Annotated in this window: 9 protein-coding genes; 1 reads left to right on the plus strand and 8 read right to left on the minus strand. The window is 36.6% G+C overall.

Going from position 1 to position 15,250, the window contains the following annotated elements; translation table 11 throughout:
- Nucleotides 1-4 precede the first annotated feature (4 nt).
- A complete protein-coding gene (locus M2372_RS07195) occupies nucleotides 5-2,737 on the minus strand; it encodes a SusC/RagA family TonB-linked outer membrane protein (RefSeq protein WP_148060770.1) in 2,733 nt (910 codons plus the stop codon).
- A gap of 331 nt (nucleotides 2,738-3,068) precedes the next feature.
- Between M2372_RS07195 and metG the strand changes: the two genes are divergently transcribed.
- On the plus strand, nucleotides 3,069-5,105 hold the full coding sequence (metG, locus tag M2372_RS07200) for a methionine--tRNA ligase (RefSeq protein WP_123319715.1): 2,037 nt from the start codon (nucleotides 3,069-3,071) through the stop codon (nucleotides 5,103-5,105).
- A gap of 190 nt (nucleotides 5,106-5,295) precedes the next feature.
- Here metG and M2372_RS07205 read toward each other — a convergent pair whose 3' ends face one another.
- The 7 genes from M2372_RS07205 to M2372_RS07235 all read right to left on the minus strand — a co-directional run bounded on the left by M2372_RS07205 (nucleotide 5,296) and on the right by M2372_RS07235 (nucleotide 15,238).
- The gene (locus M2372_RS07205; RefSeq protein WP_123319716.1) at nucleotides 5,296-6,000 is read right to left on the minus strand and encodes a bifunctional 2-polyprenyl-6-hydroxyphenol methylase/3-demethylubiquinol 3-O-methyltransferase UbiG; all 705 of its coding nucleotides are present in this window, start codon (nucleotides 5,998-6,000) and stop codon (nucleotides 5,296-5,298) included.
- Nucleotides 6,001-6,445: 445 nt separating this feature from the next.
- The gene (locus M2372_RS07210; protein WP_123319717.1) at nucleotides 6,446-7,255 is read right to left on the minus strand and encodes a siderophore-interacting protein; all 810 of its coding nucleotides are present in this window, start codon (nucleotides 7,253-7,255) and stop codon (nucleotides 6,446-6,448) included.
- A gap of 109 nt (nucleotides 7,256-7,364) precedes the next feature.
- Nucleotides 7,365-9,575: a TonB-dependent receptor gene (locus tag M2372_RS07215; RefSeq protein ID WP_123319718.1), complete on the minus strand. Its 2,211-nt coding sequence runs from the start codon at nucleotides 9,573-9,575 to the stop codon at nucleotides 7,365-7,367.
- A gap of 582 nt (nucleotides 9,576-10,157) precedes the next feature.
- Complete coding sequence (locus M2372_RS07220; RefSeq protein WP_123319719.1) at nucleotides 10,158-11,750, minus strand: MFS transporter; 1,593 nt, start codon at nucleotides 11,748-11,750, stop codon at nucleotides 10,158-10,160.
- 100 nt (nucleotides 11,751-11,850) lie between these two features.
- On the minus strand, nucleotides 11,851-12,969 hold the full coding sequence (locus tag M2372_RS07225; RefSeq protein WP_123319720.1) for an HlyD family secretion protein: 1,119 nt from the start codon (nucleotides 12,967-12,969) through the stop codon (nucleotides 11,851-11,853).
- A gap of 23 nt (nucleotides 12,970-12,992) precedes the next feature.
- On the minus strand, nucleotides 12,993-14,303 hold the full coding sequence (locus M2372_RS07230; RefSeq protein WP_123319721.1) for a TolC family protein: 1,311 nt from the start codon (nucleotides 14,301-14,303) through the stop codon (nucleotides 12,993-12,995).
- A gap of 89 nt (nucleotides 14,304-14,392) precedes the next feature.
- Nucleotides 14,393-15,238 (minus strand): AraC family transcriptional regulator, encoded by an 846-nt coding sequence (locus M2372_RS07235; RefSeq protein WP_115971104.1) that lies wholly within the window; start codon nucleotides 15,236-15,238, stop codon nucleotides 14,393-14,395.
- Nucleotides 15,239-15,250: the final 12 nt, after the last annotated feature.

A 15,250-nucleotide genomic window follows, 5' to 3' on the forward strand; every position in this document is an offset into this window, starting at 1 on the left:
AAGATTAGAAGTTAGCATTAATACCTAAAGTAAACATTCGTGCTCTTGGATAGATTGAGTTGTCTAGTCCATCATTAAATATTTCAGGATCAATGTTTTTATATTTCGTTATCGTAAAAACATTCTGAGCAGCAACATATACTCTTAAGGAAGCATTATTTCCTATAAATTTATTGAATGTATACCCTAAAGTCACATTGTCCAGCTTCAAAAAGCTTCCGTTTTTCACATAGTAATCAGACATTTTCTGAGGTTCAGTGAAATGCGTTGTATTAAAATCTAAAGGACTGTTAGCAATTGTATTATCAACCGTATTATTAATATTCCCTAAGTGAGCTCTGTCAGAAGAAATCTGATCATATACATAATTACCTAGGCTCATCCTCCAGCCCATTGAAAAATCCCAATTTTTGCCGAAAGTTGCATTGGTCATTAATCCCATTGTAACATCTGCCTGAGGCTTTTTGTAATTATATTTATCTGCGCTGGTGATTTGTCCATCACCATTTCGGTCTACATATGCACCTTCAACTGGCCTCCCATTAGCATCATAAACCTGCTGGTATACCCAAAATGCATAAGGAGAATATCCTTCTCTGAAAGTCTGAACAAAACCACCTAAGCCAACGCCTCCTTTATCAATACCATTCACTTCGAGCTCTTTGATATTGATTTTATTATAAGATAGGTTGTAATTAAAGTTCAGGGTGAAGTTTTCATTTCTCACAGCTTTTATATCCAACCCAAGATCAATCCCTCTCGATTGGAGCTTCCCAATATTTTTAGGTCCTATAATTCTTAAGTTTTCCAAAGGTCCTTCAGGAACAATTGACAACAGATCTTTTGTATCTGCCAGATAAAAATCTAATGTTCCTTTTATTCTGTTATTTAAAAATCCAAAATCCAATCCTATGTTATATTTTAAACTCTCCTCCCATTTAAGATTCTGATTATATCCGTTTGCTTTCGCAATTTCGTAGAATTGATTTCCAAACTGGTAATATAAAGTAGTTGAAGTATTATAAGTTTTGAAGTAATCATATCTGTATACCCCGATATCTTGCTGGCCAGTTTTTCCGACACTCGCTCTTAATTTTAAATCAGAAATACTACTGTTGCCTTTTAAGAAATTTTCTTCTGATATCTTCCATGCTGCAGCAACTCCTCCGAAATCCCCCCATCTATTATTTTTACTAAAACGAGAAGAACCATCTCTTCTATAATTAATGGTAAGTAAATATTTATTGGCATATCCTAAGTTTAATCGCCCAAAGAACGCCTGCAAATTCACATCCGGCTTAGAATCTGGATTATAAAAATTATTAACAGGATCTAATGCATATAATAAGGTATTACCTGATGCAGAACTCACTTTGTGATAGTTCTGATATTCATATCCACCCATAGCTTCAAGATTAAATTTTCCGAAAGTTTTGGTATAATTTAACTGAACATTGGCATTTTTATTAAGAATACTTTCATCTGAATAAGAATCTTCCCCATAAAAATTAAACACATTATTTACTGAAAAATAACCCGTCCTGGAATATTTATTAGTTACCACATGTCCATCCAATTCTTTACTGTCTAATCCGGCATTCACAATTAACCTCATGTCAGGAAGGAAGTGAAATTTGTAATCCATACTTATATTTCCGAAAAATCTTCTGAAATTCTGGACGTCATGTTTATTTCTAAGCATACTCACCGGGTTTGAAGTTCCGTATGCTTTAGGTACCTGAACTCCATCTATCAAATCATATCTTGTCCATTCTGTATATCCTCCAAATGGAGAAGCTGAATCAAATACAGGTTTTGTAGGATCATAAGAAAGTGCATTTTTTATAGCATCTTCATTGGCTTTATTCTGGAAAGTATAAGAATAGGTACCCGTAATATTAAATTTCAGATGATCATCAAAGAAACTTGGACTTAACGCAATATTAGCAGTAGTTCTTCTGTACTGGGAAGTAATCAGTAACCCTGAATTATCCATATTATCAACGGAAAAACGAGTTGGTACTCTTCCAAATAAACTTCCGGAAACCGAAGCGTTAATATCAGTAGTCACAGATGTTTTGAATATTTCTTTCTGCCAGTCTGTATTCGCCGCACCTAATAAATTGGCTTTCCCCGGTACATACTGGTTGATGAGATTTCTAAATTCATCACCAGAATATACATCAATCTTTTTAGCAAGGGTATTAACTGTTGTAAATGCGTTCAAAGAAACTCTAAGCTTCTTCCCTCCTTTTTTTGTTGTAATCAATATCACACCGTTGGAACCTCTGGAACCATAAATAGCGGTAGAAGCCGCATCTTTTAGGATTGAAAATGATTCAATGTCATTAGGGTTAATCGTAGACAAAGAAACTCCGTCTAATGGTAAACCATCAACCACCAACAAAGGGTCATTACTAGCATTCAACGAGGATCCTCCTCTGATCCTGATTGTCGCCTCATTCCCCGGTGTTCCGGACTGGGTAATCACTAACCCCGAAGATCTACCATTAATTAATCCTTCAGCTGTAGTCACTGCTCCTTTATTAAAGTCCGCAGCAGATAGAGCTGTAATAGATCCGGTTAAATCAGTTTTTTTCTGTTTACCATACCCAATCAAAACCACTTCCTCAATTTTCTTCTCCTTGGTGATAGAGTCTTTAGTCTGCGCGTGCATTACTGTACTTGCCAGTAAGAAAGCAGGCGCTATTTTTAATACTGTTGTAAAATTCTTCACAATCTTATTTTTATAGTTTCGTTTCAGTCTTATTCTGGCTTGATACCAGTGTTGCAATTTAAAAAAAAAATAGAATTATTATAATTTTAATATAAATTATGATAAATTTATGTATATTACGAAACCGTTTTTAGTTAAAATTATACACCTCAATATTTTACACGATAGTATGCAATGCATAATATTTATTTTACATTGACAAAAAGTTAAACAAATGTTTAACTTAAATTCATATTCAAGCACAAAAAACAGTAGCTTTTACTATAATAACTCCACAAAGAGCGGTATTCAAGAGATAATCCTTATCTTTGCTGTTAAAACTTTACTATAAATGTCAAACAGAAAGATGATTACGGCAGCTTTGCCTTATGCAAACGGTCCGGTTCATATAGGGCATTTGGCAGGTGTTTATATTCCTGCGGATGTTTACGCAAGATTTCAGAGAAGATTAGGAAAAGATGTAGCGTTTATCTGTGGTTCGGATGAGCATGGTATTCCTATTACCATAAGAGCTAAAAAAGAGGGGGTTACTCCTCAGGATATCGTGGACAAATACCATGGGATCATTAAAAAATCTTTTTCAGATCTTGGAATTTCATTTGATGAATATTCAAGAACCACTTCCCCAAAACATTATGAGACCAGTCAGGATTTCTTCAAAATTCTTTATGAAAAAGGAAAATTCACGGAAGAGGTTTCTGAGCAGTATTTTGATGAGCAGGCAGGAGAATTCCTTGCTGACCGTTATATTGTAGGAACTTGTCCGAATTGTGGTAATGAAAATGCTTATGGAGATCAATGTGAGAAATGTGGGTCCACCCTTTCTCCGTCAGAACTGATCAATCCGAAATCAATGCTTAGTGGAAATGTTCCTATTCTTAAAGATACAAAGAACTGGTACCTTCCTTTGAATGAATATGAAGACTTTTTAAACGAATGGATTATTGAAGGTCACAAAGATGACTGGAAACCTAACGTATATGGTCAGGTTAAATCATGGCTAAATGATGGTTTAAAACCCCGTGCTATGACCAGAGACCTGAACTGGGGTGTTCCGGTTCCGCTTCCGAATGCAGAAGGAAAAGTTCTTTATGTTTGGTTTGACGCTCCAATCGGATATATTTCATTTACTAAAGAATGGGCTGAGAAAAACGGAAAAGACTGGAAAGATTACTGGCAAAGTGAAAGCAGTGACCTGGTACACTTTATCGGAAAGGATAATATCGTATTCCACTGTATTATCTTCCCGGCAATGATGAAGGCTCACGGAGACTATATCATGCCTAAAAATGTACCTGCTTTTGAATTCCTGAATCTTGAGAATGATAAAATCTCGACATCAAGAAACTGGGCAGTATGGGCTCATGAATATGTAGAAGAATTCCCTGGACAACAGGATGTTTTAAGATATGCTCTTCTTTCATCAGCACCTGAAACAAAGGATAATAACTTTACATGGAAGGATTTCCAGACGAAAAACAATTCTGAATTGGTAGGAATCTTCGGAAACTTTATCAATAGAGTTGCAGTTCTTGTTCATAAATATTATGATGGTGTTGTTCCTCAGGGAGATGTAAACAGTCCGGAATTAAAAGAGATCAATAAAGCAGCAGCAGAAATTTCAGGATTCCTGGACAATTATGAATTCAGAAATGCCTTATCGGCATTAATGAACCTTGCGAGATTCGGAAACCAATATCTTCAGACTGAAGAGCCTTGGAAAACCATTAAGGATAATCCGGAAAAAGCAGCTCAGTCTTTATTTGTTGGGGCTCAGATCGCTGTTGCTCTAGCACAGCTATGTGAACCGTTCATGCCTTTCAGCTCTGAAAAGCTATTGAACATGTTCAATGTTGAAAAGAAAAACTGGAGTGATGTTGAAACTCAGTCTGTTTTAATTGAAACGGGTCACAAAATCAATGAATCTTCTCTTCTGTTCTCAAAAATTGAAGACAGTGTAATCGAAGCTCAGATCCAGAAGCTGGAAGATACCAAACAAAACAATAAGAAAACAAACCCTAACGCTAATCCAATGAAAGAAGAAATCACTTTTGATGATTTTACTAAAATAGATCTTAGAACAGCCACCATTTTAGAAGCTGAAAAAGTAGAAAAAGCAGATAAATTACTAAAACTGACTGTAGATACTGGAGTGGATGTAAGAACTGTGGTTTCAGGAATTGCAGAAAGCTTTACTCCTGAAGAGATAGTGGGTAAACAAGTAATGATCCTATTAAACCTTGCTCCAAGAAAGATCAGAGGTATTGAATCTCAGGGAATGTTATTATTAACGACTAAACCTGATGGTAAATTATCTTTTGTAACACCGGACGACAACAATGTTGAAAACGGTATTGAAATCGGATAATTTTTCCTTACTATAAAGATTAAAGGCTGTTTCTATGGGAGACAGCCTTTCTTTTTTGATGGTGAAAAAGTGTTCTCCCACAGATTTCGCAGATCATTCCGAAATAAGTTTTGGCTAAAGCCTATGGAAAGGATATAAAAAATAAAACGGGCTAAAGCCCGTTTCTTCCAATGAATATCGTTAAAATAATTTATTTTTTGGTCAGTTTTGCTAAATAAGAATCTTCGTCCTTCAATATCTTTTCAACTTTAAAGCCATTGTGTTCTGCAGCATTCTTCAACGTATTAAAATCTAAGTAAAGCCATGTGATCGGTTTTTCAGATTCACCTTTATAATGAACAATATACTCGAGTTCTCCGTAGTACCCTCCGGCAGGAATGTATACTCCGCCGTCTTTATCTCGGTCGAACATATAAAGAATATCCGTACTGTCGATCAGAACTTGTCCACCCTCATTCAGTAATGCTCCTAGCTTCTGAAGATAAGGATCTATTTTAGATAATCCTTCAAAGATTCCGGTACCATTCATCAACAATAAAACAGTGTCAAACGTTTCCCCTGAAAAATCAAGGATGTTTTTACAAACAGCCTTTTTAATTCCTCTTAACTGACAAACTTCAATGGATTTCGGAGAAATATCCAACGCTGTGACATCAAGATCAGCTGCATTCTGAAGATATAAAGCATGTGAACCGGCTCCTGCTCCAATATCCAGAACTTTACCTTTTGAAAGTTGTAAAGCTTTCTGCTCAATATCATTCATCTCTTCAAAATCCCTGAATAAATAATCTACAGGAAGTTCATCCAATTCAGAAATTGACGTTTCTGTTTGCAGATCTTGAGGATTTTCATCGTGATAATAATCCCAGATCGCTTGGCCCATTAAATCTTTCATAGCAGCAAAGATACGGCTTCAGAGGGTAAAGTTCAAAGTTTGAAGTTCGGGTTTTCTGGTTACGAAGTTCTCATTGTTTTTTCCCTTACAGAACTTTATTCTCTTTATCCCTCAATTCGGAATGAAACTATTGCTCACATTTTATCTAAATACATAAATATAACACAATAAATTGCAAGGCTTTTTGAGGATGCCCGTGCTTTTTTAAGATCACAAAGACATTTCATTCAGCCAGATTACAACCTTTGCTGAGTGAAGCGCCTTTGCGAACGTATTTATATATTTTATTTTAAATCTTTGCGAACACTACGTTAAAATGATAACATTAGTTCAACTATAGATTTAAAACGCTATGATCCCTAAGATAACTTTAATCCTTCTTATTTTTCCGTTCGCAAAGGCACTGCGTTAAAAGCATTAAAGAGTTCCCTTACCTTAACTCCATTTATGCTATTGATTCCTTCTCTTCATGTCTGTCTTCCTGCGACTCGTTCTCTGCTTTACCGGCTTTCCAGTAAGAAAAAGCGTAGAGTTCTTTTGAGGTCCAGTTCTTTTCTTTTCTAAGATAAGTGCGTATTTCTTTAACACTAGAGAATTCACAAGCTACATAGCCAAATTTTGATGTTTCAGGAATCTCTATACTCTTTACCACATCAGCAATTTCACTGCTGACCTGAGGCTGGGAATTATGAAGCCATCTAAACTCAATATCTGCTTTAGTTTCTAAGATCTGCTCATCTTCTTTTCCGTGAACTTCGATAATACAGACTCCTTTTGCCGTTTCCGGAAGGGTTTCTAAAATAGCACTTAATACAGGAATTGCCGTAGCATCACCTGCCAATAAATACCATTCTGCCTCAGGATACAGCTCTTTTTCACCAAGACGCATCATTACTCCAAGCTTTGAACCTGCTTTTGCTTCTCTTACCCATTTTGAGGCCGGACCACCGTCTCCATGATCTACAAAATCAATAAAGATTTCATTCTTTTCCAGATCAATTCCCCTATGCGTATATGTTCTGATGGATGGAGCCACTTCTTTTGGCGGATATACCCATTCATCATTTTCTATAGTTGGAAAATGCACTTCGTTTAATCCAACCGGAGGAATGGCAATTTTATTATTGTCTCCTATCGTGGTATTCTTAAACAAATGAACTTCGGGAGAATACAGATACACTCTGATAAAATGATCGGTGATGTATTCTTTTCTGGTAACTTCGGCAATGAACTGCCCTGTTGAAATTTGAGCCATAACTGAATTTATTTTTTAAGTTAAAATCCGGCTTCCGATCAATATCAGAAACCGGATTTATAGAAAGTATTTGATTCAGACTAAGGCATAATACCCTAATCTTATTTTTTTAAAATTCAAAAGTATAAGACAGGTTGAATGTTCTGCCTCTTCCTTTATAATTAAACAAGTCCGGAATTCCGTAGCTTGAGTATAAAACCTGGGAACGCTTGCTCCAAATGGTCTGGTAATCCGTATTGAACAGATTCTGAATTCCAAGGTTGAATTTTCCAAACTGGAATCGGTAGCCTATCATAAGGTCTGAAGTGTTGTATCCTTCCACTACATTATTAAGTTCATCCTTCTGTTTGAAATTCTGTAAAGACTGGAATCTGAACGACCAGTTTTTCACGTTATATCCAATGTATGTTACTAATTTTGACGGAGAAGCATTGTAAATTTCCTGTTTCTGCCATTCGCCCTTATTGTCTACTTCAGATTTGATCAATAATCCACTTGCTCCGAAATACACTCCGTTGTTCATAGAATAAGAAATCTCAGCTTCAATTCCCATATTTCTTAATTTCAGGTCATTAACAAGAATCTGGAATGTATTTTTATCTACAGCGACAGTTTTGTCAGAATTACTTAAGAATCCGGCAACCTGTGTTCTCAGCCCTCCTTTATTAATACGGTATCCTACTTCAAACTGATTGGTTTTGATAGCCTGTAAAGGCTGCTCTTTGACATTGATACTGGAAACTACATCCCAATGGGTTCCGTTCAGTTTATAGGTTCCTATTCCATAATATTTAGCAGGATCTGCTAAGCTTGCACCTTGGGAGAATGTTCCCCATACCTGGTGATGCTCGCTGATTTTATACAGTAATCCGGCATTGGCTAATGTGACATTATACGAGCTTTCTCCTCCCGGAATAGCTGAAGCGGAGGCTCCATATCCCATAGCAATCTGTGTCTGTTGTACAGAGCCTACAAAATCATCCATTTTTACGTTGATGTGCTGGTAACGTACTCCTGCATTAAGCTGTAACTTTGGAATAATATTATATTTTGCCTGAACATACCCTGCATAACTTTGAGAATGGTTAGTAGGATATCTTCCTAACCTGTATTGAGTCTCGTTAATTAATCCCCCGCTGGACATTGTTTTAGTAATATCATATACCGATTGTGTTCCTTCAAACTTTTCAAAATCTATATCAGTTCCATAAGTAACATTCAATCCCTTCCATGATTTTGACAATAAAGCTTTAATTCCAGAATAATAAGTATCCTGCTGTGAAGAAGACATATAAGCCATACTCGTTTTGTCCAGCTTTACATTTCCGGGGAAAGGATAAAATCCTAGTTTTTCTCCTCTCGTGGCAAGCTGAATATAAAGATCCTGCCCACCCAGAATATTATTTCCATTGTAGGCTACTGTTGCCATATAGCGCTCTGTACCTACATTTTTATCGGAAGAAAACCCATCTCTCATCTCCAGTAGACTTCCGTCTTTCTTGGTAAATGCGCTTAGGTTTTGTCCTAAATATAAACTTCTGTCACCATTGAATTTTGAGTTATAATATTGAACAGAAGCTGTTATTTTATGCTTATTGTTAAATTGATATCCTCCGGTTGCAAGGACATCAATAGATTGGTTATACTGAAGATCGGTTTGGGTAATATCGGTAAAAAGCTGTTTCTGATCAGCTCCATATACTCCACCATTCTGCTGATAAGCAATTCCCAGTCTTCCGAAGAACTTTTCTCCTTTTCCTGCAATAGATTGTGCTGCACGGAAATCATGGTCGTCTTTTCCCATAAATCCTGTACGTACACCCAGTTCAGTTTCTCCGCTAATTCCTTTTTTGGATGGTATTTTTGTAATAATATTAATGATACCACCGGTTGCATTTCCACCGTAGACAGAGCTGGCTCCGGAAAGTACCTCGATTCTTTCAATATTAAACGGATCAATGGCATCCAGCTGACGGCTGATGGCACGGATACTGTTCAAAGAAACTCCGTCAATCATTACCAGGGCAGAACGTCCTCTCATATTCTGTCCGTAGTTTGTTCTTCCCTGCGGACCAATATCCATACTTGGAATTAAAATGGATAACATTTCCTTAATCGGAACCCCGCTTTTGGCCTGTTCCTGAATTTTTTCTTTCTGAACAACCCAAACGGTACCAGGAATCTCAGATATTTTGGTAGGTTTTCTGGATGCTACGATGACAACATCTTCTATACCTTTAGAGGCTACAGAATCTTTAACAGTTTGGGAAAATAGTAATCCCGATGCCAATAGACCTATGAATGCGTACTGCTTTTTCATTCCTTCAAATCAAAGTTTTATAATCCGGCAAAGGTAATTCTTATTTAGAAACAATAAAAATAAGAAAAGGTGAAATTTTTCACTTTTTTGATGTAAAGGCTGGAAGATGGAAGTTATTGTTCAGCGGGTTTTAGATTGCAGTTTATAATACATGTGTTACAGAATTTTAAAGTAGAAGGATGGAAGGTGGGACAGGAAGTTATTTATGTCATCAGTATAGCTATAACTACTTTTCAATAATTTTCTTGCACTGAGCAACAGTCTTTAACCGTTTATCATAACTTCCCTCTTCCAGCCTCCCGCTTCCCGCCTTATAAAACTAAAGTTCAATATGCAGTATTCCATCTATAAAAATTGAGATATAGATGTTAACCGCCTATCATAACTCCCCTCTTCCAGCCTCCCGCTTCCCGCCTTATAAAGCTTAAATTCAATATGCAATAATCCATCTATAAAAATTGAGATATAGATCTTAACCGTCTATCATAACTTCCCTCTTCCAGCCTCCCGCTTCCCTACCAAAAATAATAAGATCCCAGCCCAACTAAGGACCAGGATCTTACAGTGAAAAACAAGGTATCTTTACATCGCAGGCCCTGCTGCGTCTTTTATTTCTTCTAATAATCTTTTGCGTTCACGAAGTCTTCTTCTTGCAATAACAGATTTCCCGCCAAGTACTCTGATAAATTTGAAATACTGGAATCTTTTAGCCCCAAAATGATGGGTTACCACATACAAAAGGACTCCAAAACCAATCAGAATTATAAGTCCGAATATTTTTTTCGTGGCTATCAGGATAGCATTCAGCTGAATGGCTTTCATATTGGCCATCACATTTTGCGGAGTCACGGTCATTCCGTCCATATAAACAGCAAGATCTCCTATTGCTGTCACCTGAAAACGGTACTGTAACCATGAATATAGGGTTGAAAAAATACCTACAGCTAAGAAGGTTCTCCAAACCAATACCAATCCGATGGCTGCCAGCATTTCATCCATTTCAAGTTTATCCAGCGTATAGAACCAAACGGAGATAAACAGTGAACACATTCCATAGCCTTTTAAAAACATAGGTAAGTACCAGTTATCATAATTGAACTCCAGAACCATAGAAAAATACATGATAATAGCATATCCTATCATCCCTGAAAACCCTGAAAAAATATACATTTTCAATGGCTTTTCTTTTTTAAACCAAAATATAGCAATCACCCCAGCCACAATGATTCCCGGAATCATCATCATACTCAGTTTCGCATTGGTTAACTGGTCATACCCTAAAACTCCTACAGCAAAAGTATTCTGAAGGGAAGCCGTTCCTAAGAACATCCCCAGCCAGAACAGCATAAATAAACCGTTCTGTACATTACTTTTTGTAAAAATTTTAAAAGAAAGATAAGGTCTCTTTAAAGTTAACTGCCGAATGGAAAGCAATGCAAAACTTACAAAAGCTGCAATACTTGCATTAATGATATTCTTTGAATTCAACCAGTCCTGCTGTCTTCCGAATGCATACACATAGGCCGAAAACATAAAGGTTGAAATGAAAAGCAGGATACTCAGCCAGTCAATATAATGCAATGGAACTTTCAGGGCAAAGTATTTGTTATGCATGAAAATCCAGTGTATCAAAGCTAAAATAAAGCATAAAACTGCTGTAAAAACATAATACTGCTGCCAATTATAAAGAAGAGCAAATTCTGCTGAATAATACACAGCTACCTGATTCATCACCAGAACAAATGTATAAAATGCTCCATAAAAAATCCCTCTGTTCCCAATCATTACCATCAATGGCAGGAAAAGTTCTATAGTTACCATCATCTTCATAAATCCGATCAGTAAAGCGGAAAAAACAAAGATCATCGGCTGTAAAGTAGTAGAATTGATGTAACTTAATAATCCTAAAAGAACCAATAACAGCACCAATTTGTCTCTTACTTTAAATCTCATTTTAATTCTGATAACAACCGGCATACACGCTCCCATTCCAATAGTGGTTGCATAATTTGCCCACATAAAATATTCTGTCATCGCTCCGGTACCACTCACCAAAGAACTAATGTTCCCGGTATACACCCCACCAATCGGCATTACCACAGCAAGCAGCAATACAATCAGCAGGAGCTGTATGGGTTTAGGTACCCAGTCGTTATATAATCCTTTGTTGTACATATTGTAGATAATAGATTTCAGATATCAGATGGCAGACTTTCAATATTCAACCTTAATTCTTCACACTCCATAATGCCTGGAATCTGATATCTTCCATCTTCTAGTCTTTATTAATATTCACATTCATATTCATTCCTGCACTTAACTTCTCCAGATCTTCTTTTTTGTTGGAAGCAGTGAACTCTATTCTTACGGGGATTCTCTGCTGTACTTTAATGAAGTTACCAGTCGAATTATCGGTTGGCACACTTGAATATCTTGATCCGGTAGCAGCAGAAACAGCGGTTACAACTCCTTCAAACTGCTTTCCACCCAATGCATCTGCCGTCATCATCATCTTCTCTCCTACTTTAACATTAGGCATCTGGCTTTCAAGGAAGTTGGCTGTTACCCACTTCTGACCGTTTAATACAATGGTTGCTACTTGCTGCCCTGGCTGAATCAACTGTCCTTCAGAAATCGTTCTTCTTCCCATTACTCCATCATAAGGAGCTGTAATTACGGTATAAGAAAGATTGATTCTCGCCATATCCAGTGCAGATTTTGTTCTTTTAATCTCTGCCTCGTTAATTCCCAATCTGCTTTTCACTTCTGTAGTAGAAAGATTTGCCGATTGTTTTTGGTTCACCAACGTCTCATATGCTGCTTTCTGGGCATCATATTCAGTTTTTACCTGATCGTACTGTTGTCTTGTTACCGCTTCCGCAGATAAAAGGTTTTTGTATCTGTTCAGATTCTGCTCAGCATTCCAAAGTCTTGCTTTTGCCCCTGCAATATTAGATTCCATTACATTTACATTATTGGAAACTGTATTTACAGAAGAGCTGGTTGCCGTTTTCTGAGCCATAGCATTTTGGTAAGCTGCTTCTGCCTGTCCCAGTTGGGTAATGATTTCACGTTCATCCAAAATAACCAGTGTATCTCCTTTTTTAACTCTTTGGTGCTCAATAAATTTAATTTCTTTGATATAAGCAGAAACCCTTGTGTTGATCGGGTTAATGAATTCTTCTACCTGAGCCGCTTCTGTATAGGTTTTATTTCCGATGTGAAAATATTCACGAATAAGCCAGAATAATCCGAATCCAATCACCAGAAAAACAACGATATTGGAAATAATCGCTCTGATTTTATTTTTCTTATTCTGCTTTTTTTTGTTGTCTGCCGCTGGTTTTGCGGGAGTTGATGTAGTATTTTGAGTAGTTTGTTCCTTGTTTTCCATTGTGTTGATTTCAGTTTAAAAAATTAAAGTGTTCCCGTAGCTTTCAAAAGGTTATAATATTGATACAAAACATTGATCTCTGCATTGGCATAATCCAATTCTGATTGCAGTTTCTGGTTTTGAGCATCAATCATTTCCGCCTGTACGGCCAATTGATTCAGATATTTGGCTTCGGTAATTTTATAGTTCTCCTCTGCCAGCCTTTTGGAATCATTTAAAATATCTGCCTGCTGAATAGACTCCTGATATTTGGTATACGCTGCATTCACACCCATATCTACATTCTGCTGAACCAAAGTCATCGCATCACTTGCCTGATTCTTCTGCAGTTCACCTAATTTTACTTTTTCTTTTGTTTTATACAGGGTATCGATATTGTAACTAAGAGAAACACCTGTCTGCCAACCTCCTGAATACATATCCAAGACAGGGTTTCTCGTAGTAATTGGTCTTTGTAAAGTATATCCGCCAAATCCTGCTACAGTAGGTGAATTATCAGTTTTAATAATTTCAATATTTTTATCAGCTACTGCTATATTTTTCTGTGCTGACTTCAACACCGGATTGCTGTCGTGAGCAAGATTCATATAATAATCTATTCCGATTCCTGATTCTTTGTTTTCTAAGCTTTCATTAGGAACTATTTCAGTGTCAGAAGATAAACCTAAAGCAATATTTAAATTATAATTAAGGATTTTTTTATTATTTGAAAGCGTCAGAATACCCTGATCCAGATTTTTAAGGGCAAGCTCACCACGAATCACTTCGTTTCTGGTCACCATCCCCTGCTGATAGAATTTCTGAATATTCTTAAGACGTTCCTGAGCTAACTTTTTGTTATTCTGAAACACGTCTTCCTGATTGATAATCTTGTAGACATCCAGATAGTTTGAAATTACTAAAAATTTCACATCCTGTTTATTTTTCTCCAGATCCAGTTCAGAAAGCTGTTCACGAAGTCCTGCCATTTCAATAGATTTATTTACCAACCCTCCTTTAAAGATCAGCTGTGTTGCCTGAACAGCATAGGAGCTTCCATAATGAGGCATAGGAACCTTTGTAGAATTTGAAAAATCTTTATCGATGGCTACTGCATCTCCCAAATAGAATTGGCTTGTAGAGGCCGTGATGGCTGGAAGTTTCTGAAGCTTAACAACATTGATATTCTGTTTTGCAATATCAATATTCTGAGCGGAAACCTTCAACTGCTGATGATTCTGAACTGCCAGTTCAGCAATCTCCCTTGCGGTCAACTGTTTAATCTGTTGTGAAAAAAACAGCGCAGGAAAAGCTGCTATCAGAACTGATAGTGCTGTTTTTATTTTCTTTGTCATTTTACCTTGTTTTACAGATGCAAAGTTAGGACAACAACAAATTCAATCAAATGTTTGATTTTTGGAAAAAGATGTTCAAATGTAAGATTTTAGCTTTCGAACTGATGCCTGTATTGTCTTGGGCTTACCTCCAGATGTTTTTTAAAAAAATGAGAAAATGCATACTGGTCGCTAAAACCAAGGATAGAAGAAATCTCAGAAACAGGTTTATTAGAAGAGTTTAGAAGTACTTTTGCTTCATTAATCACAATTAAAGCAATAATCTGGCTTGCTGACTTCCCTGTTACCTCTTTGATTACTGCTGACAAATGTCTGGTTGTAATGGATTGTCTTTCGGCATAGAACTCTACCGTTCTCTCTGTGAGATGATGCTCAGAAAGATCAGTAAGAAAAACGAAGACAATTTCTTCCTGTCTGGACATCTGGTTCATGGAATTATTATCTTCCTTTGAAATAATTCCGGCCATCTGATAACAGAAAACAGAGAAAAGATGTTCTACCATTTCTTTTTTGTACAGCATTTCAGTTTCAGAATCAAGGATAAATTTCAGAAAATTGACACTTTTCCAGACCACTTCCATTTCATTCTCAGGAAAGGGAACACCTTTATTCATCTGCTGTCTGAAATATCGGTACGTAATCAGTCTATTGAATTTTAAGGATAGCGCCGAAATAAAATCCCTTTTATAGGAAACCATTCTTGATTGAAAGTCATCACTTACCGCTACTACTTCATAAATAGTCTGTGGGTCTGTTACCATAAACATATTGGCAGAAACTTCCAGATCACTGAAGTGCTGGCGAAGTTTTATGGTTCCTGATTTAATAAAAATAAATGCCGGATTTTCAGGCCGAAAGGGTTTATCAACGGCAATTCTTTCAAAAATATTACGTTCCGTAGATATTTCTACTCCGAACTTTTCTAAGGCAGACATAACACAAATGTA

It is taken from the genome of Chryseobacterium sp. BIGb0232, assembly GCF_024810195.1.
In the GTDB taxonomy this organism is placed as follows: Bacteria; Bacteroidota; Bacteroidia; order Flavobacteriales; family Weeksellaceae; genus Chryseobacterium; species Chryseobacterium pennae.

Coding starts and splice junctions, on each gene's coding strand:
- metG (WP_123319715.1), top strand. CDS start 3,069: ATGTCAAACAGAAAGATGATTACGGCAGCTTTGCCTTATGCAAACGGT.
- M2372_RS07205 (WP_123319716.1), bottom strand. CDS start 6,000: ATGAAAGATTTAATGGGCCAAGCGATCTGGGATTATTATCACGATGAA.
- M2372_RS07210 (WP_123319717.1), bottom strand. CDS start 7,255: ATGGCTCAAATTTCAACAGGGCAGTTCATTGCCGAAGTTACCAGAAAA.
- M2372_RS07215 (WP_123319718.1), bottom strand. CDS start 9,575: ATGAAAAAGCAGTACGCATTCATAGGTCTATTGGCATCGGGATTACTA.
- M2372_RS07220 (WP_123319719.1), bottom strand. CDS start 11,750: ATGTACAACAAAGGATTATATAACGACTGGGTACCTAAACCCATACAG.
- M2372_RS07225 (WP_123319720.1), bottom strand. CDS start 12,969: ATGGAAAACAAGGAACAAACTACTCAAAATACTACATCAACTCCCGCA.
- M2372_RS07230 (WP_123319721.1), bottom strand. CDS start 14,303: ATGACAAAGAAAATAAAAACAGCACTATCAGTTCTGATAGCAGCTTTT.
- M2372_RS07235 (WP_115971104.1), bottom strand. CDS start 15,238: ATGTCTGCCTTAGAAAAGTTCGGAGTAGAAATATCTACGGAACGTAAT.